The 20,171-nt window shown below is 68.8% G+C and carries 20 protein-coding genes; 11 read left to right on the top strand and 9 right to left on the bottom strand.

Annotation, left to right across the window (positions count from 1 at the left end):
• Nucleotides 1–16 precede the first annotated feature (16 nt).
• Nucleotides 17–1,573 (top strand): DNA recombination protein RmuC, encoded by a 1,557-nt coding sequence (rmuC, locus tag J0A90_RS16060; protein WP_207034350.1) that lies wholly within the window; start codon nucleotides 17–19, stop codon nucleotides 1,571–1,573.
• Here the strand turns inward: rmuC and J0A90_RS16055 are convergent.
• The 4 genes from J0A90_RS16055 to J0A90_RS16040 all read right to left on the bottom strand — a co-directional run bounded on the left by J0A90_RS16055 (nucleotide 1,570) and on the right by J0A90_RS16040 (nucleotide 6,781).
• On the bottom strand, nucleotides 1,570–3,096 hold the full coding sequence (locus J0A90_RS16055; protein WP_207034347.1) for a chemotaxis protein CheW: 1,527 nt from the start codon (nucleotides 3,094–3,096) through the stop codon (nucleotides 1,570–1,572). The two genes, rmuC and J0A90_RS16055, sit on opposite strands and share 4 nt — an antisense overlap.
• Nucleotides 3,093–4,829, bottom strand: a complete 1,737-nt coding sequence (locus J0A90_RS16050; RefSeq protein ID WP_233076860.1) for a PAS domain-containing methyl-accepting chemotaxis protein — start codon at nucleotides 4,827–4,829, stop codon at nucleotides 3,093–3,095. Before J0A90_RS16050 ends, J0A90_RS16055 begins: the two co-directional genes overlap by 4 nt.
• 196 nt (nucleotides 4,830–5,025) lie before the next feature.
• Complete coding sequence (locus J0A90_RS16045; RefSeq protein ID WP_035475788.1) at nucleotides 5,026–5,499, bottom strand: Dps family protein; 474 nt, start codon at nucleotides 5,497–5,499, stop codon at nucleotides 5,026–5,028.
• A gap of 139 nt (nucleotides 5,500–5,638) precedes the next feature.
• A complete protein-coding gene (locus tag J0A90_RS16040) occupies nucleotides 5,639–6,781 on the bottom strand; it encodes a glycerate kinase (RefSeq protein ID WP_207034339.1) in 1,143 nt (380 codons plus the stop codon).
• A gap of 227 nt (nucleotides 6,782–7,008) precedes the next feature.
• Here J0A90_RS16040 and J0A90_RS16035 point away from each other — a divergent pair, with 227 nt between their 5' ends.
• Genes J0A90_RS16035 through J0A90_RS16020 form a run of 4 tightly spaced genes read left to right on the top strand, consistent with a single transcriptional unit; the run spans nucleotide 7,009 to nucleotide 9,804 of the window.
• Nucleotides 7,009–7,626: a hypothetical protein gene (locus tag J0A90_RS16035; RefSeq protein ID WP_207034337.1), complete on the top strand. Its 618-nt coding sequence runs from the start codon at nucleotides 7,009–7,011 to the stop codon at nucleotides 7,624–7,626.
• On the top strand, nucleotides 7,623–8,036 hold the full coding sequence (locus J0A90_RS16030; protein WP_207034335.1) for a hypothetical protein: 414 nt from the start codon (nucleotides 7,623–7,625) through the stop codon (nucleotides 8,034–8,036). Before J0A90_RS16035 ends, J0A90_RS16030 begins: the two co-directional genes overlap by 4 nt.
• A gap of 56 nt (nucleotides 8,037–8,092) precedes the next feature.
• Nucleotides 8,093–8,785 carry a DUF1007 family protein gene (locus J0A90_RS16025; protein ID WP_233076859.1) on the top strand — a complete coding sequence of 231 codons (693 nt, stop codon included), beginning with the start codon at nucleotides 8,093–8,095 and terminating at the stop codon, nucleotides 8,783–8,785.
• Complete coding sequence (locus J0A90_RS16020; protein WP_207034333.1) at nucleotides 8,773–9,804, top strand: nickel/cobalt transporter; 1,032 nt, start codon at nucleotides 8,773–8,775, stop codon at nucleotides 9,802–9,804. Before J0A90_RS16025 ends, J0A90_RS16020 begins: the two co-directional genes overlap by 13 nt.
• A 2-nt stretch (nucleotides 9,805–9,806) precedes the next feature.
• On the opposite strand, the gene J0A90_RS16015 is transcribed toward J0A90_RS16020, so the two are convergent.
• Nucleotides 9,807–10,232, bottom strand: coding sequence for an HIT domain-containing protein (locus J0A90_RS16015; RefSeq protein WP_207034332.1), 426 nt, complete (start codon nucleotides 10,230–10,232; stop codon nucleotides 9,807–9,809).
• Nucleotides 10,233–10,452: 220 nt separating this feature from the next.
• On the opposite strand from J0A90_RS16015, the gene J0A90_RS16010 reads away from it, so the two are divergent.
• The 5 genes from J0A90_RS16010 (at nucleotide 10,453) to J0A90_RS15990 (ending at nucleotide 15,531) form a co-directional block, all read left to right on the top strand.
• Entirely contained in the window at nucleotides 10,453–10,584 is a 132-nt protein-coding gene (locus J0A90_RS16010; RefSeq protein WP_035475804.1) for an entericidin A/B family lipoprotein, read from the top strand.
• Nucleotides 10,585–10,799: 215 nt separating this feature from the next.
• On the top strand, nucleotides 10,800–11,606 hold the full coding sequence (locus J0A90_RS16005) for a formate dehydrogenase accessory sulfurtransferase FdhD (RefSeq protein ID WP_207034330.1): 807 nt from the start codon (nucleotides 10,800–10,802) through the stop codon (nucleotides 11,604–11,606).
• A gap of 398 nt (nucleotides 11,607–12,004) precedes the next feature.
• Nucleotides 12,005–14,353, top strand: coding sequence for an FdhF/YdeP family oxidoreductase (locus J0A90_RS16000; RefSeq protein WP_207034329.1), 2,349 nt, complete (start codon nucleotides 12,005–12,007; stop codon nucleotides 14,351–14,353).
• Complete coding sequence (locus J0A90_RS15995; RefSeq protein WP_207034326.1) at nucleotides 14,346–14,642, top strand: MarR family transcriptional regulator; 297 nt, start codon at nucleotides 14,346–14,348, stop codon at nucleotides 14,640–14,642. The genes J0A90_RS16000 and J0A90_RS15995 overlap by 8 nt, the downstream gene beginning before the upstream one ends.
• A gap of 124 nt (nucleotides 14,643–14,766) precedes the next feature.
• Complete coding sequence (locus J0A90_RS15990; RefSeq protein WP_233076858.1) at nucleotides 14,767–15,531, top strand: SDR family NAD(P)-dependent oxidoreductase; 765 nt, start codon at nucleotides 14,767–14,769, stop codon at nucleotides 15,529–15,531.
• A gap of 88 nt (nucleotides 15,532–15,619) precedes the next feature.
• On the opposite strand, the gene J0A90_RS15985 is transcribed toward J0A90_RS15990, so the two are convergent.
• From J0A90_RS15985 to J0A90_RS15970, 4 genes are read right to left on the bottom strand one after another with little or no spacing between them, the layout of a single operon-like run.
• Entirely contained in the window at nucleotides 15,620–16,381 is a 762-nt protein-coding gene (locus J0A90_RS15985; RefSeq protein ID WP_233076857.1) for an ABC transporter permease, read from the bottom strand.
• Complete coding sequence (locus J0A90_RS15980; protein WP_207034321.1) at nucleotides 16,378–17,454, bottom strand: ABC transporter ATP-binding protein; 1,077 nt, start codon at nucleotides 17,452–17,454, stop codon at nucleotides 16,378–16,380. The genes J0A90_RS15985 and J0A90_RS15980 overlap by 4 nt, the downstream gene beginning before the upstream one ends.
• Nucleotides 17,455–17,468: 14 nt before the next feature.
• On the bottom strand, nucleotides 17,469–18,656 hold the full coding sequence (locus J0A90_RS15975) for an ABC transporter permease (protein ID WP_207034318.1): 1,188 nt from the start codon (nucleotides 18,654–18,656) through the stop codon (nucleotides 17,469–17,471).
• A 7-nt stretch (nucleotides 18,657–18,663) separates the two neighbouring features.
• Complete coding sequence (locus J0A90_RS15970) at nucleotides 18,664–19,584, bottom strand: ABC transporter substrate-binding protein (RefSeq protein WP_207034315.1); 921 nt, start codon at nucleotides 19,582–19,584, stop codon at nucleotides 18,664–18,666.
• Between the two features lie 232 nt (nucleotides 19,585–19,816).
• On the opposite strand from J0A90_RS15970, the gene J0A90_RS15965 reads away from it, so the two are divergent.
• Nucleotides 19,817–20,137 carry an I78 family peptidase inhibitor gene (locus J0A90_RS15965; RefSeq protein WP_207034312.1) on the top strand — a complete coding sequence of 107 codons (321 nt, stop codon included), beginning with the start codon at nucleotides 19,817–19,819 and terminating at the stop codon, nucleotides 20,135–20,137.
• Nucleotides 20,138–20,171: the final 34 nt, after the last annotated feature.

Raw genomic sequence — 20,171 nt, 5'->3', positions numbered from 1 at the left:
GCAAAGGGAGCGCGCGATGAACATGGATACGCTGGCGCTCGCCTGGGGGCTGGCCGGTGTGCTGGCGCTGGCCGGCGGGGCCGCCCTATGGCAGTGGCGCCAGACGCGGGCGAGGGCAGAGGGGCTCGGTGCACGGCTGCGCGAGGCGGAGAGCCAGTGCCAACGCCTGGAACAGGAGCTGGCCCAGAGCGATGCCCAGCAGGACGAGCTGCGCGAGCGCGAGGCCGAGCTCAAGCGCCAGTTGGCCCAGCGCGACCAGCAGGTGGAGAGCCTCAATGCGCGTCTGGCCGATCTGCGCGAGCGCTATGGTCGGCTCGAGACCCTGAACGAGCAGCAGCAGCGCCAGCACGCCGAGCGCCTGGAGCTTCTGGAGCAGACCAAGGCGCGCCTGGCGCAGGAGTTCGAGGCGCTGGCGGGGCGGATCTTCGATGAGCGTCAGCGCGCCTACAGCGCCCAGAGCCGCGACAGCCTCGAAGCGCTGCTCAAGCCCTTCCGCGAGCAGGTCAGCGGCTTTCGCCAGCGGCTCGAGGAGATCCATGGTGAGGAGGTGCGCGAGCGCACCACGCTCAAGGTGCAGATCGACCAGCTCGCCACTCTCAACCGTCAGATCACCGAAGAGGCCGCCAACCTGACCCGGGCGCTCAAGGGCGACAAGAAGATGCAGGGCAACTGGGGCGAGGTGATGCTGGAGTCGGTGCTCGAACGCTCCGGGCTGCGCCGCGACATCGAGTATCGCCGCGAGGTCTCGATCGAGGGCGATCAGGGCCGTCAACGCCCCGACGCGGTGATCTACCTGCCCGACGACAAGCATCTGATCGTCGACGCCAAGGTTTCACTCAACGCCTACGTGCGCTACGTCAACGCCGAGGACGATGCCGAGCGCGAGCAGGCGCTGCGCGCCCACGTGCAGGCGATCCGGGCGCATATCGACGGCCTGGCGGGGCGCGACTACCCGCGTCTGCCGGGGCTGCGTTCGCCGGATTTCGTGTTCCTGTTCATGCCCATCGAGCCGGCCTTCGCGGTTGCTTTCCAGTTCGACGACACTCTGTTCCAAGACGCCTTCTCGCGCGACATCGTGGTGGTCACCCCGACCACGCTGCTGGCCAGTCTGCGTACCGTGGCGAGCCTGTGGAATCTGGAACGCCAGAACGAAAACGCGCGCCATATCGCCGAGCGTGCCGGCAAGCTGCTCGACAAGTTCCAGGGCTTCGTCTCGAGTCTCGAGGATGTCGGGCGCCATCTGGGCCGTGCCCGGGGCAGCTACGATCAGGCCATGGGGCGGCTCGCCACCGGCCAGGGTAGCCTGGTCGGTCAGGCGCTGGCGCTGGAAAAGCTCGGCGTACGCATGAAGCGCGCGCTGCCCGAGCACCTGACCCGGGAGGCCGGGACGGATGCCGACGAGGCGGCGCTAGATCGCGCCGCGCCCGGCGCCGACGCGAGCCGCGAAGGAGAGCATGGCGTGATCGGTGGCGATTCCAACGATCACGCCGCAGGCGCAACGCGCACCGGCGACGCCGATAGCACCGCCGCGGCCCGCATATCGGGCCGCTCGGACGCAAGCGGGCCGGACTAGACGGACTCGGTGGCGTTCGTCGGCGCCGCGCTGCCCGCCGCCAGGTCGATCGCCAGCCCCTGCAGACAGATCATCGCCATCACCTGGTGGTGCGCGCCGCTGCCGAGGGCGATCAGCCGCTTGGCGCGCTCGATCGCCGGGGCCTCGGGGTCGATGTCGCCGCGCCAGCGCACCACCAGGCTCTCCTCGGCTGCCTCGATGTAATCGATGCGCTGCATCGCGTCGGTGAGAAAGCCGATCAGCCCCTGGCCGCTATCGGCGATCAGCACGTGCTGGGGCGGGCGCGAGGCGTCGCGGCCCAGCAGACGACGCAGGTCGACCAGGGCTACGCTGCGCCCCTGACGGCGCCACACGCCAACGAAGCGCGGGTCGCCACCGCTGGCGAGATAGTCGGTGGGGGCAGTATCGACGGCATCGAGCTGGTCGAGCAGGGTGGTGTAGTCGCCCGCGCAGTTGAAGCGCACCAGCGCGAAGCGCTGCCGAGGTCGATGCTCGGCGGCCGAGCTGCCTGCCTGGGCACCGTCGAGCCGCGCGTGCAGGCGCGCCAGGGCACTCAGATTGAGCGCCGACAGTAGCACCCGGTGATCGAGCGCCAGCGCATCGCGCCCCGAGGGCGCGACGACCAGCCCGGCCACCGCCGCCGCCTGGCCTGGTCCGGCCGGTGACAGGGTGGCGTCGGCGCTGAGCGCGGCGACGTGCTCCAGGGCCAGTGCCAGACGCCCCTCGGGTCCATCGAGCACTACCATGTAGCTGGGGCGCGCCCGTTGGGGCGCGCGGCCGATCAACTCGCCGGGGTCGAACAGCGGCAGCCGCGCACCGCGCAGGGTGACGTTGCCGAGGTAGGCATCGAGCTCGATCGGCGGCGGTTCGATCTCGGGGCAGTTGGCGACCTCGCCGACGATCGCGGTATCCAGTGCCAGTGCCTGGCCGCCGCTCTCCACGATCAGCCAGCGCCGAGCGTTGATCAGCGTCGGCGTGGCGTCACTGGTGACTGTCGGCAACCCCGAGGCCTCGGACGACTGGTGCTCGGTCCGTGCCGCCGCCGGTGTCACCGCGACCATCTCTTCCAACGCGAACAGCGCATCCAGGTCGAGCCGATAAGCCGGGTGCGCCAGACTCGGGTGATCGATCAGCGAAGGCATCAGCGCCAGCGCGGAGCCGTCGCCCTGGCTCACCGCATGCTGCTGATGCGGCCCCACCTCGATCACGTCGACGATCTGAGTCACGCACAGCCCGAACCGCGCGCCGCGATGCGCCACCACGGCGACGAAGCTGGCCTGGGGATCATGCCGTCCCTCGCGCTGGGGCTCGAGAGGCGAATCATCATCGAGCTGCAGCAGCCGCGCCAGATCGACCAGCGGTAGCGGCTGGCCGCGCAGCGACAGCGTGCCCCGCGACCAGGCCGGCGCTCGCGGGCGCGGTGGCGGCAACCGCTCCAGGCGTACCACCTCGCGCAGCACGTGGGCATCGAGGGCGACATCCGCGGCCCCGACGCGCAGGATGCCGAAGATTTGCCCGCTCATAATCTGGCCCGCTCCTCGCCGCGGGTCGCCCGCGCCAGTTCACGAATCGCGCCGTCGACCCGGTTGGCGGTCTCGAGCTGGGCGCTGGCGGTGGTGGCGATCTCCTCGATCGAGTCGGTGGTCTGGGCCACGCCCTCGACGATGCGTGCGAAGGAGTCGGTGGCGCGCTGGGTCACGCTGTTGCCGCTGTCGATGCGCTTGAGCGACTCGCCCAGCAGACGGTTGATCTGGCGCGTGGCGTCGGCGGACTTCTCGGCCAGCTTGCGCACCTCGTCGGCGACCACCGAGAAGCCCAGGCCGTGCTCACCGGCGCGGGCGGCCTCGATGGCGGCGTTGAACGCCAGCAGGTTGGTCTGGGAGGCAATCTCGCCGATCACTTTGACGATCGCATCGATATCCTCGGAAGACTTCTGGATCGCCGCCATCGCCTCGCGCGAGTCGTTCAGCGACTGGGTGCCGCGATTGGCCTCCTGCTGGGTCTCGCGGGCCAGCGAACGGGTCAACTGGGTGTTCTCGGCGATCGAGGCGATGGAGGCGTTGAGCGCATGGATCGACTGGCTCATGGCCTCGGTCTGGGCCTGGATGTGTTCTTCCAGCTCGACCTCGGCGGTGATGTCGGTGGCGAACTTGATCACCTTGTAGGGCTTGCCGTCGGCATCGAAGATCGGGTTGTAGGTCGCCTGGATCCAGACCCGGCGGCCATGCTTGCCCAGGCGCATGAAGCGGCCGTCGAACAGCTCACCGCGACTCAGCGCCAGCCAGAAGTCGCGATACTCGCGGCTGACCACATGGTCGGGTGTACAGAACATGCGGTGATGCTGGCCCTCGATCTCGTCGGCGTGATAGCCCAGCGTGTCGAGGAAGTTCTGGTTGGCGGCGAGAATATTGCCCTTGAGATCGAACTCGATCACCGCCTGGGCGCGGTCGATGGCGTTGATCCGGCCCTTGAACTCGGCGTTGCGCTGGCGCTCGGCGGTGACGTCGTGGGCGAACTTGACCACCTTGTAGGGGCGTCCGCTGGCGTCGAGGATCGGGTTGTAGGTGGCCTGCAGCCAGATGTCACGGCCGTGCTTGTCGAGACGGCGGAACTCGCCGCTGTAGAACTCGCCCTGGCGCAGGCGCGCCCAGAACTGGCGGTAGTCGTCGCTCTTGGCGTAGTCCGGCTGGCAGAATAGCGCGTGGTGGCGACCCTCGATCTCCTCCAGGGTGTAGCCCACGGTGTCGAGGAAGTGCTGGTTGGCGGTGAGCACATGGCCGTCGAGATCGAACTCGATCACCGCCTGGGCGCGATCGATCGCCTTGACCTTGCCCTCGTACTCGGCGACCGCGCGCTTCTGCAAGGTGATGTCCGTGGCCAGCTTGATCACCTTGTGCGGCTTGCCCTCGCCATCGAGCACCGGGTTGTAGGTCGCCTGCAGCCAGATCTCTTCGCCCTGGCGGGTGAGGCGCTTGAACTCGCCGCTGACGAACTCGCCGCGCCCCAGGCGCCCCCAGAATTCCTGATAGGCGCGGCTCTGGGCGTAGCGCTCGTCGCAGAACAGGCGGTGGTGCTGACCGATGACCTCGTCGCGGCGATAGCCCATGGCCTCGAGAAAGCGCGCATTGGCGTCGAGCACGTGGCCATCGAGATCGAACTCGATCACGGCCTGGGAGCGGTTGACCGCCTGCCACAGCGCTTCCAGCGGCGGTGCGGTGATCGAGTCGGTGCCAGAAGCAGAAGTTTCCAGGGACATGCAGTGCCTCCGCGGAGCGGGATGAGGGCCGCGAGCTTGCCGCTCGGCAAAGCTCATGGTGGGTACCGCATAACATCGGCGGGGCAAGGGCGAAGTTTAATTAAACTCGGCTATCGGCGAGATAAACCGGGCCCAAAAGACGATGCCGCCCCGTAGGGCGGCATCGATGGCAGCAGCGCAAGAGAGCTTGAACGCGTCAGCCGAGATAGGCGTTGAGCATCCAGACCGTCTTCTCCTGCTCGCGGATATAGTCGCTGGCCAGTGAGGCGGTGCCCTCGTCGTCGGCGTCGCTGGCCTGCGAGAGGAGGTCTCGCTGAAGCTCGATCAGCACCTGCAGACCCGTCACCAGACCGCGCACGCACTGCTTGCCGTCGGAGACCTTGGTGTCTTCCTGGATCTTCGATACCGCGAAGTAGTCGCTGTAGGCGTGCAGCGGCTGATAGCCCAGGGTCAGGATACGCTCGGCGACCTCGTCGACCTTGGTCAGCAGGTCGGTGTAGATCTCCTCGAACTTGGCGTGCAGCTCGAAGAACTGCTCACCCTTGACGTTCCAGTGGTAGCCGCGAACGTTCATATAGAAGATCTGGTAGTTGGCCAGCAGCGCGTTGAGCTTCTCGGCGAGCTGTTCGGCTGCGGATGCGTGCAGACCGATGGCATTGGTATCCGACATGACATTCCTCCTTAAAAAGCGATGGGCGCGACCAAAGTGTATGTCGCCATGTCGTCGCTGCCCAGCCAAGCCTGAGTATGGCCGGCATAGGCGGCGGCTATCTGACTTTTAGACATCGCCTGGGGAAAATCGAACACTTTCACTGACGCTCGCTTTTTGCGCGCCATACGCGTGCCAGGCTGCGGGCGTTGTCCTCCAGCAGGGCGGCGCAGCGGTTCAGCGCGGCCTCGAGGCTGAGCGGCCCGTCGGCGAGGGCGAAGGCGGCGGTGACGCCGTGGTCGAAGGCCGCCTGCCAGCCTTCGCCCAGACGCCCTGCCAGCACCACGCTAGGTACCCCGTGCTGCTGCGCGCGCCGGGCGATGCCGATCGGCGTCTTGCCAGAGAGGCTCTGACCGTCGAGCTGGCCCTCGCCGGTGATCACCCAGTCGGCGTCGGCGAGCAGCGCGTCGAACCCCACCTGCGCCATGACCAGCTCGATCCCGGGGCGCAGTTCCGCACCCAGAAAGGCGCGGGCGGCGAAGCCCATGCCGCCGGCGGCGCCAGCACCGGGCAGCTCGCGGTGGTCTTCGCCGAGGGCGCGGGCGGCGTGGTCGGCGAAGTGGGCGAGTGCGGCGTCCAAGCTTTCGACGTCGGCGTCGCTGGCGCCTTTCTGCGGGCCGAAGATGGCGCTGGCGCCGCGCGGGCCAAGCAGCGGGTTATCGACGTCGACGGCGGTCTGAACCGTCAACGAGGCCAGCCGCGGGTCGAGGCCCGCGAGATCGAGTGTCGCCAGCGCCGCCAGGGCCGCGCCGCCCGCTGGCAGCGGCTGGTCGTCTTCGTCCAGCAGGCGGGCGCCGAGGGCCACCAGCATGCCGGCACCGGCGTCGTTGGTGGCGCTGCCGCCCAGGGTCAGTACCAGGTGACGGGCGCCGGCGTCCAGCGCGGCCAGGATCAGCTCGCCGACCCCATGGGTGGTGCTGTGCAGGGCGGTGCGTTCATCCCGGGTCAGGGCCTGCAGTCCGCTCGCTTCTGCCAGTTCGATGAAGGCGGTGCGCGACTCGGCGAGCCAGCCCCAGCTCGCCTCTGCCGGGCGCCCCAGGGCATCCTGCACCCGCGTGCGGCGGCGCTCGGCGCCGGTGGCCGCGAGCAGCGCATCCAGCGTGCCTTCGCCGCCATCGCCCATGGGGCACTCATGCAGGCTCGCTTCGGGCCACTCGCGAGCAATGCCGCGGGCCACGGCGGCAGCGGCCTCGCGGGCGCTGAGCGCGTCCTTGTAACTGTCGGGAGCAATGACGATCTTCATCGAATCCTCGGCTATGGCTGACGGCGTGGGTGCGGACGTGGGTGCAGGCCTGGGCGTGGTAGGGCGGCGCGACCAGCATAGCGCCGTTCGCCGCCCGCGGCGACGGCCCGCCCGCGGTGGGTGGCTGGGCGCGGACACTTTCTCAGGCAAAGCCTAATGGACATGGACCGACGACAGACCAACTGTCATGCTCACGCTGTTCGCCGTTGCCTCTCGAGGAGAGTGCCATGAAACCATCATCCTGGCGTCACCGGCTGTCCCACGCGACGCGCCCCAGGCCCTCTGGCTGGTTCGTGGTCGGCGCGGTGGTGGCGCTGACCAGCGGCTGTCAGTCGCTGGCCGCGCCGGAGCCGCTCGCCGCCACGCGCTCGGATTCACTGCCCGCCGCCTGTCAGTGGTCGGCCACCGGGGAAACCCTGGCGCGTCTGCGCGCTACCCGTCAGGCGCTGGAGCAGCAGGGCTATCAAGTGCTCGATACCGACGCCAAGCTGGGCCTGGTCAGCGCCGAGCGGCGTACCGCCCAGCCCGGGCTGGGGGCGGTCGACAGCCCCTTCGGGCGTACCGGGTTCTGGGGCGGCTTCGGCCTCGGCGGTAGCCACGGCTACTCGCTGGGGTTGTTCCAGGGTTTCGGCGGTGGCTACAACACCGACCCGGTGCAGATCGAGCGGGTCTCGGTGGTCACGCCCGAGGCGACCACCTACGTCGACCGCGATTCGGTGGTGGTCGACCACAACGGCTATCTGATCGATGCCCGCAGCTACAATCAGCCCGGCTTCTGCGCCCAGCTGCGCCAGTCGATCGAGTCCCAGCTGGCGGCCTCGGCCGCGTCAGGAGCAAGCCCATGAGTCCCCGCTTACCTAGTATCCCGCGCCGTGGGCTTTCGCTGACGCTGATTTTACTGCTGGGGCTCGCCGGCTGCGCGGTGAACCCGCCGGCACAGCCGCGCAGTATCGCTGTCACCGCCAGCGAGGATGCCACCCTGCGCGCGACGCTGGCGATGCTCGCCGAGCGCGGCTTCGTGATTCGTCAGGCCGACGGCGACCTGCGCCAGATCGATGCGGTGCTCGCCTCGCGCAGCGGCTACGAGATACACGCCGAGGTGACCGGCGGCAGCCAGCGCCCGCCGGGGCTGGTGCTGCAGAACGGGGATACCTATCTCACCCTGAGCGGTCGCCGCGGCGGCCAGCCGCTGGACGCCGTGTCGCTCGATCCGCTGTTCATCGACGTGCAGCGCCGCCTGGGGCTGCTGCCGTGAACCGCGAGTCGTACGCAGATCAGCGTCATCGGGCTCGACTGGGGTCGAGCCAGGGTTTGTTGGGTCAGAGCCTGCAACGGGGCTGGCGCCTGAGCCTGGGCATCGGCCTGGGGCTGAGCATGCTGGGCTGGGCGCCTCTGGCTTCGGCTCATCCTCACGGCTGGGTCGATATCAGCGTGCGCGGTGAGTTCGATGCCCAAGGGCGACTGGAGGCGCTGCGCCAGCAGTGGCGCATGGACCCCTTCTATAGCCAAGTGGTGATGGAGGAGCTGGCCAGCGTCGATGACGACAGCAGCATGGCGGAGCGGCTGGATGCCCTGGGTGGCGAGATCCGCAACAACCTCGCCACCCAGCACAACCTGACCTGGATCGATCTCGATAACCGCGAGCTGGCCCAGGGCGAGGTGGTCGACACCAACACCGAGATCGACGGTGAGCGGCTGGTGTTCGAGTTCGTGCTGCCGCTGGCCCAGCCGGTGGCGCTGGGCGGGCATCTGCTGCGCTACCGGGTCTTCGACCCCACCTACTATATCGAGATGGTCCACGAGGCCAACGCCGACGGTTCCCAGCCTTTACCCGAGGCGCTCACCCTGGATCGCGCACCGCCCGGTTGCACCACGCGTATCGTCAAGGCCAAACCCGATCCGCAGAAGGTGATGGAAGCGGCGATGCTCGACAAGACCGACACCGGCGAGCCCAACCTGGGGCGCTTCTTCGCCGAAACCGGAGAGATTCGATGCCCCGGTTGAGCCCCTGGCGCAGCGTGGCGCTGGCCCTTTGCGGCGTGCTGCTCGCCGCCGGAACGATCTATTGGCTCGGCTGGTGGCAGCAGGCAGCGGTGCAGGTGGTGCTGTGGCAGCGCGATCTCTATCACGCCCTGACCGCGGCGATCACCGCCATCGACCGCGCTCCGGGGTTTACCACCTGGAGCGTGCTGCTCGGCGTCAGCTTCGGCTACGGCGTCTTCCACGCCGCCGGGCCGGGGCATGGCAAGGTGGTGCTGAGCACCTATCTCGCCTCCCAGGGTGGGGCCTGGCGGCGCGCTATCGCTCTCTCCGCGCTCGCCTCGCTGCTGCAGGGGCTGGTGGCGATCGCCCTGGTCGCGGTGCTGGTGTTCGGGCTCGGCTGGCTGACCCGCGAGGCGATGGCCAGCGTCGATCAGGCGGAACTGGCGAGCTTCGTGATGGTGGCGCTGGTCGGGCTATGGCTGTGCTGGCGCTCGCTGCGCCGGCTGTGGCGCTGGCATGCCGCCCCTGGAGCGGCGTCCGCTCATGCTCATGGCCCCCATGACGCCCATGAACCGGGTCATGATCACGGTGCAGGCTGCGGCTGTGGCCATGACCATCACGTTTCACCCCAGCGCGCCCAGGCCTGGGGCACGGCGGCGCTGACGGTGCTCTCCATCGGCATTCGCCCCTGCAGCGGCGCGGTGCTGCTGCTGGGCGCCTCGGCACTGCTGGATCAGTTCGGCAAGGGTGTGGTGGCGGTGCTGGCGATGTCGCTGGGCACGGCGCTGACAGTGTCGTCGCTGGCGCTGGCGAGCGTGCTGGCGCGGGAGTGGACCCAACGGCGGCTGGCGCCGCTCTCCGGGCGACGGCCGTGGGGCGCCTGGGTCGGCTTTGCCGGTGGCGCTGTGATCCTGGCGCTGGGGCTCTCGCTCACCCTGGCCCAGTGGCAGCAGGGCACGCCTCCCGGCGCGCCCTTCCTGGGCACACCGGGGGCGGCCGCGGGTTCGCCTCTATTGCCGGGCGCGCGCGACGCCTCCTGAGTTCAATCGAGGAGGCCGGCTCCGAGAGCCAGCTGTTCGAGCTCGTTGCGTCGGCTTTCTAGGGCGGCTTCGGTATAGGCGCGCGGCTCGCCCTGGCCCCACACCGGCCCCGGCCAGGCGTCGTCTCCGCGGGTGCGCACGATCACGTGCAGATGCAGCTGCGGCACCATGTTACCCAGCGTCGCCACATTGAGCTTGTCACCGCCGTAGTGGCCCATCATCGCCTCGCCCAGGCGCGTGCCTTCGTGCCAGAGCTGGGCCTGCGCCTCGCTATCGAGGTGGTAGAGCTCGACCACCTCGGAGCGGCGCGGAATCAGGATCGCCCAGGGGTAGCGGGCGTCGCGGCTCAGGCGCAGTTGGCACAGCGTCAGGTCGATGACGTGCAGGCTGTCCTGTTCGAGGCGCGGGTCGAGGGTGAAGGTCGGCATGTCGGCTCCGGGGATCGGCGGCAGAAAGCGCCTACTCTACGGGCGGCTACGCCGCGACGTCGAGCGCCGTGACGCCGAGCGTCGCGGCCACGGCGGGGCGTTGGCGGGTAGACAGCGCGCAGCGGGGTCGCCTCTGCTATGTTGACAGTGGGTCGGCCAGAATCCGGCCTCGGTGGCATCTCGGGCCACTCGCCAACAAACGTTATGGAGGACGACAACGATGAAACGACTGATTGCGCTGTCTCTGCTCGCCCTGCTGGGCGCCGGTATCCTGTCCGGCTGCAACACCGTCAGCGGTGCGGGCCAGGACATCGAAGAGGGTGGCGAAGCGGTACAGGACGCCGCCAACTGAGGTGAGAGGCGTCCGGCGGCGAGCCGCCGGACGCTCTGGCTGTGCGCGCGTCGTCGCCTTCCTTGCCGTGCCGAGGATACGCTGGGTACAGCGCGCCTTGGGGCTATCCCTCCGGTCGACTTCTCCGCTACGCTCGATCTCTGCGCACACCCCCAATCACCCACCGAATTTTGCGCGGTTCGATCCGTGTTTACCGTGGAGAGCTGCGACAGCCGATGACGCCAGATTCACCTCACGCCACGCCCCATACCGATCCATCGCCCGAGGGCAGTGGCGCTACCGACGCTTACCTCGACAGCAGCGAGACCGATCTCGGGGAACTGCCAGGGCCGCAGGAGCGCCCGGTCTCGATTCTCTTCAACGACACCGCCTACGCCACCGTGCTGGCGACGCCGGATCAGCTCGAGGCGCTGGCCGTGGGGTTCGCCTTCAGCGAAGGGGTGATCGACCGCTATGCCGATATCGCGTCGCTCGCCTGCGAGAGCAGCCGCCATGGCCATCGCGTGCGCCTGAACGTGGCGGCGCGGATCGAGCGGCGCGCGGCGGGGCAGGCGCGGGCCACTACCACCACCAGCGGCTGCGGGGCCTGCGGCGTGCAGGAAGAGTCGCAGCTGCTGTTCGGGCTGACGCGACTGGCACCGGCCAACCCACCGGCGCCGGCGGCGCTGCGCAGCGGGCTTGCAGCGCTCCAAGACCGCGCCGAGAGCGGTATGCACCTGGCCCTGAGTTTCGCCGCCGACGGCGAATTGATCGCCGCAGGACGTGATATCGGGCGTCACAATGCGCTCGACAAGGTGATCGGCGAGGGATTGCGCCAGGGCCGTCAGGCCGCCTGGGCGATGACCTCGAGCCGCTGCAGCCTGGAACTGGTGCAGAAGAGCGTGCGCGCGGGTATCGCGACCCTGGCGACGCTTTCCTACCCCTCGCGGCTGGCGGTGGAAGTGGCGCGCGCCTGCAATCTCACCCTGATCAACTGCCACCGTGGACGCCGGCTCGAACTGTTGAGCCGAGGCGACCGCTGATCCGTTCGACCCGCTGGTCTGACCCGCTGGCTCCACGCCGTTTCTCTACGCCGTTTCTCTACGCCGTTCATCCACGTCGATCCATAAGCCCCGGGCCGACGAGCTCAAGCTCGGCGCGGCGGGGCCGATAAGCCATGCCTTGACGCCTTCAATGGTGGCTGTATCGACAGCCACTAGTTAGCGGGCGTACTATGCTTTCGTATTATACTTTGGTATTAACCTTAGGCTTTGGTATGTATCGGTGCCTGGGCGCCGGCGCGATCCCGCACCGCCCGCCCGCGTGGCCCGATTGCCAGCCGGTCTCGCCCCTTCCATCGAGGCGATCTCCCGTCAGCGCGTGCCCCGCGCGAGCGCTGATGATCCGGCCGAGCGCACGCCTTCACGCAGCAAGGAACCCCATGTCCCAGTCTCGCCAAGCCCCTGAGTCTCCGGCCTCCCACGAGCCGCCGCAGGCGGGCCTTGCCCGCGATCCCAAGGTCTTCTCCTACCGCAACCCGGCCGGCGGCTGGGGCGCGCTCAAGTCGGTGGGCAAGCATCTGTGGCACAGCCGCTCGCCGGCGCTCAACGCGCGCTCGCTGTTCAAGCTCAACCAGCCCGACGGTTTCGACTGCCCCGGCTGCGCCTGGGGCGACCCGGAGCACGGCTCGTCGTTCGAGTTCTGCGAGAACGGGGTCAAGGCGGTGACCTGGGAAGCCACCGCCAAGCGCGTCACGCGGGAGTTCTTCGCCCGCCACAGCGTCAGCGAACTCAAGACCTGGGACGACTACCAGCTCGAGGACCAGGGGCGGCTGGTGGAGCCGATGCGCTACAACGCCGAGACCGATCACTACGAGCCGATCGCGTGGGAGGACGCAATCGCACTGGTAGCCCAGGAACTCAAGGCGCTGCCGACCCCCGACGACGCCATCTTCTATACCTCGGGCAAGGCCGGTAACGAGTCGGCCTACGTGTTCCAGCTGCTGGCGCGGCGCTTTGGCACCAACAACCTGCCGGACTGCTCCAACATGTGCCATGAGGCCAGCGGTGTGGCGCTCAACGCGGCTCTGGGTACCGGCAAGGGCAGTGTGCGGCTGGAGGATTTCGAACGCGCCGAGGCGATCTTCGTGTTCGGCCAGAACCCCGGCACCAACCATCCGCGCATGCTCGGCGTGCTGCGCGAAGCGGCCGAGCGCGGCGCCACCATCGTCTCCTTCAACCCGCTCAAGGAGCGCGGACTGGAGAAGTTCGCCGACCCGCAGAAGCCGTTGGAGATGCTGCACAACGGTAGCCATCGCATCAGCACCTTCTATTTCCGCCCCAAGCTGGGCGGTGACATGGCCGCCGTACGCGGCATGGCCAAGGCGCTGTTCGAGCGCGATGCCGCCGGTGAGGCGGTGCTCGACCACGCCTTCCTGGCCGCGCACACCGCGCATCTCGAGGCTTATCGGGTGAGGGTCGAGGCTACCGATTGGGCCGAGCTCGAGGCCCAATCGGGGCTGTCTGAGCGTGAAATGCGCGAGGCCGCGGATCTCTACGCCCGCTCGCGTGCCACCATCGCCTGCTGGGCCATGGGCATCACCCAGCACGTGCACTCGGTGGCCACCGTACGCGAGATCGTCAATCTGCTGATGCTGGGCGGCAACCTGGGCAAGCCCGGCGCCGGCACCTCGCCGGTGCGCGGCCACTCCAACGTCCAGGGCGACCGCACCATGGGGATCTTCGAGAAGCCCGCGGATGCGCTGCTCGACGCGCTGGAGGCCTACTATCAGCGCCCCATGCCGCGCCATCACGGGGTCGACTCGGTGGCCGCGGTCAAGGCGATGCGCGACCAGCCGGGCAAGGTGTTCGTCGGCCTGGCCGGCAACTTCACCCGCGCCATCTCCGACAGCGGTGTCACCGAGCAGGCGATGGCCAACTGCGCGCTGACCGCCTTCATCAGCACCAAGCTCAACCGTAGCCATCTGATCACCGGGCGCGAGGCGCTGATCCTGCCGTGCCTGGGGCGCAGCGAGATCGACCGCAACGCGGCAGGCAAGGCGCAGCTGATCACGGTCGAGGACTCGATGAGCATGGTGCACGGCTCGGCGGGCATCAACCGCCCGGCGGACAAGGCGCTGCGCTCGGAAGTGGCGATCCTCACCGGTATCGCCGAGCGCCTGTTCGGTGACGACGACAGCGTTGAGTGGGCGGCGCTGCGCGAGGATTACGACCGCATTCGCGAGCACATCGCCGCGGTGATCCCCGGTTTCGACGACTTCAACACCCGGGTGCGCGCGCCGCGGGGCTTCTGGCTGGCCAATCCGGTGGCACGCCGTGAGTTCCCGACGGCCAGCGGCCAGGCGGAGTTCTCCAACGACGCACTGCCGGGCGAGGTGATGCATCAGCGGCTCGCCGCCCGGGAGGGCTGGATCACGCTGCAGACGATGCGCTCGCACGACCAGTACAACACCACGGTCTACGGCTACGATGACCGTTATCGCGGTATCGAGAACGGCCGTCGGGTGATCTTCCTCAACCCCGAGGATATCGACCGGCTGGGGTTTGCCGTGGGGCAGTGGGTCGACCTGATCGGCGAGTCGGACGACGGCGTGACGCGCCGTGCCGATGGCTTCAAGATCGTCGCCTACGATACGCCCGCCGGCTGCGCCGCCGCCTACTACCCGGAAACCAATCCGCTGATCCCGCTCGACCACAAGGGCGAGCAGAGCCACACCCCGGCATCGAAGTCGGTGGCCGTGCGCCTGGCAGCGAGCGCCCGCCTTGCCTGAGCGTGGGCCATCGGAGCTCGATGTCGTCGCCCTCGAGCGCCGCTTCACGGCGCTCCAGGCGGCGCACCCCGAACTCGACCCGCTGGCGGCGCTGCTAATGGCCGCGCTGCATGACGTCGCCGAGCCGTCGCTCTCCAGCGCGCAGCTGTCGCGTCACCTGGGCATCGAGCATGCCCTGGTGCGTCGCGCCGCCGCCGAGCTCGAAGCCGCCGGCTGGATCGCCACCCAGGCCCGCGGTGGCGCCAGCCCGGCACTGGGGCTGCGACTGCTCGCCGACGTCGAAGCCTGACACCCAAACGCCCCGCACGCTCTGACGTCGCAACTCCCATCTGGCGCTATCCTGAGCTTATGGCGCCGATGCGCTCGCGCGAGCGTATCGGCGCCCATCACTCGCGCTTCATCCGGAGGAACCGATGTCTGAATCACAGCTGCAGGGCCGTATCGCTGTCATCACCGGTGGCGGCGTGGGTATCGGCTACGCCATTGCCCGAGCACTGGCGGCGGCCGGCGCCCGCGTGGTCGTCACCTATCGCTCGCACCAGCCCGACGCCGCGGCGCTTAAGGCGCTCAGTGCCAGCGGGGGCGAGCCGGCATTGGCACGGGCGCTCGACGTCACTGACGAGGCCGCGGTGGCCGAGTTCGCCGACTGGCTGCGGGCCGAATGCGGTCGGGTCGATATCCTGATCAACAACGCCGGCGGTCTGGTGCAGCGCTCGAGCATCGAGGAGATGCCCTACACCCTGTGGCGCCAGGTGCAGACGCTCAACGTCGACTCGGTGTTTCTGATGACCCACTATCTGCTGCCACTATTCGGCGCCGAGGGCGGGCGCATCATCACGCTGTCGTCGCTGGCCGGGCGCAACGGAGGCCACCCTGGCGCCACCGCCTACGCCACCGCCAAGGCCGCGCTGTTCGGCTTCACCCGCGGGCTGGCCAAGGAGGTCGCCGCACGCGGCATCACCGTCAACGCGCTGGCGCCGGGGTTCATCGAGGCGACCCCGTTCCATGCCACCTTCACCAGCGAAGCGTCCAAGCGCGACACCGTTGCCGGCATTCCCGCCGGGCGCGCCGGGGTGCCCGAAGACGTCGCCTCGGCCGCGCTGTGGCTGGCCAGTGACGGTGCCGCCTTCGTCTCGGGAAGCATTGTCGATATCAATGGCGCCCAGTATTTCGGCTAGCTTCCTGATAGACACCACTTGCGTTCACCGACTTTTCGCCTCGAGCCCGATGAGAAAGTCTCCCAGCGCCTGCGACAGCGGTTCAACCTCAGCCGAAGGTGTAGCGCCGCTCCAGGCGCTCGAACGCCAGGTCGGTGACGATCGCCAGTAGCCCTACCAGCAGCGCACCCTGGATCACGTAGGCCAGATTGTTGCCCACCAGCCCGGCGATCAGCGGCGTGCCCAGGCTCTTGGCACCGACGGTGGAGCCGATGGTGGCGGTGCCGATGTTGATGATCACCGACACCCGAACCCCGGCGATGATCACCCGCATCGCCAGCGGCAGCTCCACCCGCCACAGGATCTGCCACGCGCTCATGCCGTTGCCGCGTGCCGCTTCCCGAGTGCTCGCGGGGACCGTGCCGAGCCCGGCGATGGTGTTCTGGATCACCGGCAGCAGGCCGTAGAGCGACAGTGCGATGATCGTCGGGGTGAAGCCGAACCCGGCCAGCGGCACAGCGATGGCGAGCACCGCCGCCGGGGGGAAGGTCTGCCCGATGGCGGCCAGCGACGACACCATGGGCTCGAACTCGCGCCCGGCAGGGCGGGTGACGAAGAGCCCGGCGGTCACGCCGACGCTTACCGAGATCAGCGACGACACCAGCACCAGGCCGATGTGCGCCAGCATCAGATTGAGAAAGCTGTCGCGGCTGTAGAGCGGCTGGCTGAGATCGGGAAACAGCGCCCGGAACAGCGGTTCCAACTGGCTCATGCCCAGCGTCAGCCCCACCAGCAGCAGTGTGAGCAGCACCAGCGTGAGGTTGCCGGCGGCGGCGCGACGCAGCCCCGAGCGCGCGGCGGCAACGCTCATGATGCGGCCTCGCTGACGGCGCTGTCGCCCCCGATCCCCATCACTCCGGGCATGCCCACTTCGGCGATCAGACGCCCGTCGCGGTCCACCACCGGCAGGGCGGTCACCCGGTACCACACCATGCGCGACAGCGCCTCCTTCATGCTCATCTCCGGGGTGGCGATCCACTCGGGCTTGACCCGGGTGATGGCGTCGGCGTCATCCAGCCGCGCGCCGGCCAGGGCGCTCGGGCGGCCCCCGGCGTCGACCAGCCAGGCGTGCTCGTCGAGACGCTCCAGCCCGGTCTCCGGCGCCAGCCGGGCGCGGCGCTGGTACTGGTGCACAAAGCGTCGCGACAGCAGCTTGAGACCCAGATCGGCCTGGCCGATGAATTCGCGCACGAAGTCGTCGGCGGGCTCGACCAGCATCTCGATCGGACGGTCGTACTGCACCAGGCGGCCGCCGTTGAGCAGGGCGACGCGGGTCGCCAGGGCCAGCGCCTCGTCCATGTCATGGGTGACGAAGACGATGGTCTTGCCGGTCTGGGCGTGGACGCGCCTCATCTCCGCCTGCAGCGTCTCGCGGGTGAGCGGGTCGACCGCGCCGAACGGCTCGTCCATCAGCAGCACTTCGGGGTCGGCGGCGAGCGCCCGGGCCACCCCGACCCGCTGTGCCTGGCCGCCGGAGAGCTGGTGCGGGTACTTGTCGCGGAATTCGGCCGGGTCGAGTTGAAACAGCGTCATCAGCTCGTCGACACGGTCATCGATGCGCGCCTTGGGCCACTTGAGCAGCTGCGGCACGGTGGCCACATTGCGCGCCACGCTCCAGTGCGGGAACAGCCCGGTGGACTGGATGGCGTAGCCGATCCGCCGCCGCAGCTGCTCCACGGGCAGCTGGGTGACGTCGTCGCCGTTGATCAGAATGCGTCCCTCGCTCAGCGGAATCAGGCGGTTGATCATCTTCAGCGTGGTCGACTTGCCACAGCCCGAAGGCCCGATCAGCACGCCGAATTCGCCGCTCTCGAGCGTCAGCGAGACGTCGTCGACCACCCGCTTGCCGGCGTAGGTCTTGGTCAGCCCTTGCAGTTCGATCATGGGGTTCCCCCGGGTCAACGGGTGCCGGGCGGGCGGCTCGCGGCCACCAGCAGTTGCAGAAGGAAGTCGGCGATCACCGCCAGCACGATGGTGGGGATGGCGCCGAGCAGGACCAGGTCGATGGCGTACTGCCCCAGGCCCTGGAAGATGAAGGCCCCGAAGCCGCCGGCGCCGATCAGCGCCGCCACCACGGTGAGCCCGATCGCCTGCACGGTGACGATGCGCAGCCCAGAAAGGATCACCGGCAGCGCCAGCGGCAGCTCCACCCGCCACAGGATCTGGCGCGAGGTCATGCCCATGCCGCGGGCCGCCTCCAGCGTCGTTGCCGGCACCCCGGCGAGGCCGGCGTAGGTGTTGCGCACCACCGGCAGCAGCGAGTAGAGCACCAGGGCGATGATCGCCGGTGCGACCCCGATACCGCTGACTCCCAGCTCGCCCAGCCACGGCACCGCGTGGGCCAGCGCCGCCAGGGGCGCGATCAGCATTCCGAACACGGCGATCGAGGGCAGCGTCTGGAACACGTTGAGCACGCTGAACAGGCCATCGCGCCAGCGCCGGCTGCGAGCCGCCACGAGCCCCAGCGGCAGCCCCAGGGCCAGCGCCGGCAACAGCGCGCCGCCGACCAGGGCGAGATGGCGCAGGCCCTGGGCGACGAAGATGTCACGCTGATTGGCGAACTCGCGCATCAGCGACAGCGGTGCGAGCAGGTCGCTCGCCAGGCAGGCGCCGATCAGGCCCAGCGCCAGCAGCGCAAACAGTGCCCGCGCCAACAGCGCCAGACGCAGGCGCTGCAGCGCATCCACGGCGATCAGCGCTGCCGCCAACAGCAGCAGCCAGAAGGCGCCGCCCTGGGAGACTCGGGCGGCGGGGGAGGCTTCGGCCAGGGCGCGCTGGGCATAGTCGCCGAGGGCGAACAGAGTCAGCCCCAGCAGCGGCAGCGTCAGCGCCAGCCCCAACCAGCAGGCGGTACGCGACGCCAGCCCCCGCGCCAGCGCGGCCAGCAGCAGCCCGGCCGCGATCAGGCCCAGTGCACCGAGCTGCCAGCCGGGCAGCGCCTGCCATAGCATCACCGGCTGGCCCGAGACCAGCCGGTTGGGCGAGAGCGTGGCGAACGGCAGCAGCGCCACGCCAATGGCCGCGGCCAGCCACAGGGTCAGCAGTACCCGGTTGCCGATCACCCGCGGGGCTTGCTCATGCGGCATGCCGTGGTCAATCCAGCAGGCCCTGCTGAGTCAGGTAGTCATGCGCCACCTGCTTGGCCGGCAGCCCGTCGACCTGGATCTTGCCGTTGAGGCGCTGCAGGGTCTCGCGATCGAGGGACTCGAACACCGGCTCGAGCAGCTCGGCGATCTGTGGGTGCGCCTCGAGCACCGCTTCGCGCACCACCGGCGCCGGGGCGTAGACCATCTGCACGCCCTTGGGGTCGTCCATCACCTTGAGCTGGGCGGCGTCGATCGCGCCATCGGTGCCGTAGACCATGGCGGCATTGGTGCCGCTGGTGCCCTCGGCGGCGGCGCGGATGGTCGCCGCGGTATTGCCGCCGGAGAGCACCAGCAGCTGATCTTCGTCGAGGGTGAAGTCATAGGCGCGCTGGAAGCTGGGTAGCGCCGCGTCGCTCTCGACGAACTCCGCCGAGGCGGCGAGCTTGACCTCGCCGCCGTTGTCCACCCAGCGCCCGAAGTCGGCCATGCTGCTGAGGTCGTTGGCATCGGCGACGTTCTGGCGCACCGCGATCGCCCAGGTGTTGTTGGCGGGGGCCGGGGTCAGCCATGCCAGCTGGTGCTGCTCGAGGTCCATCTTGCGGATCTTGGCGTAGCCATCGGCGGCGTTCTTCCACGCCGGATCGTCGGTGGTATCGGTGAAGAAAGCGCCGTTGCCGGTGTACTCGGGGTAGAGGTCGATATCGCCGGAGATCAGCGCCTGACGCACGATATTGGTCGGCCCCAGCTGCAGACGGCTCTCCACCAGCAGGTTGGCGTTCTCGAGCACCTCGACGATCATGTTGCCGAGCAGCGAGCCCTCGGTATCGATCTTGGAGGCGACGCGGATCGGCGCGTCGGCGGCCTGGGCGACGCCGGTAGCGGCCGTGAGGGTGGCGGCGGCGAGGCCGATGGCGAGTAGCTTGCGCATGATGTCATCCCTGGCTGGGCGGCCGTGGCGGCACGCCGATGTTGTCGTCGTTGTCGATGTCGCCGATATCGTGATCGTCATCGATATCGTTGTCGATGGACGCGGTGCACACCGCGCCATGCCTCAGCAGAGTCTAGCGGGCCGACCGCCGAGCGACCAACCGCTGTTCTCCCGCGTCGCAGGTGCTAATCTGAAGCTCATCAAGGATGCTTACCCCTACAAGGAGCTATCGATGAAGATCCCCGCCACCACCCTGCTGCTCGGCAGCCTGCTGCTGGCAGGCTGTAGCACCGCGCCGGCACCGGACGAGGCACCGCCCCCGCCGCCGATGATGGAACCGCTGCCCGCGGACAGCTGTGGGGCGCAGGCGGTCGGCAGCATGAACGGCCAGATTCTCGACGAGACTACCCGGCGCTGGATCGAGGATCGCTCGCGGGCCGACGAGATCCGCGTGATCCAGCCGGACGAGCAGGTCACCATGGATCATCGCCCCGGGCGGTTGGATATCCGGGTCGACGATAAGCGCCGGATTCTCTCCCTCGCCTGCGGTTGAGGCGGTATCCCACCGAGACGTCAACGTGTGAAGG

This window comes from Salinicola sp. DM10 (assembly GCF_017306975.2).
In the GTDB taxonomy this organism is placed as follows: domain Bacteria; phylum Pseudomonadota; class Gammaproteobacteria; order Pseudomonadales; family Halomonadaceae; genus Salinicola.
Note: the sequence above shows the minus strand (reverse complement) of the source record. Positions and strands in the feature narration are given on the sequence as shown.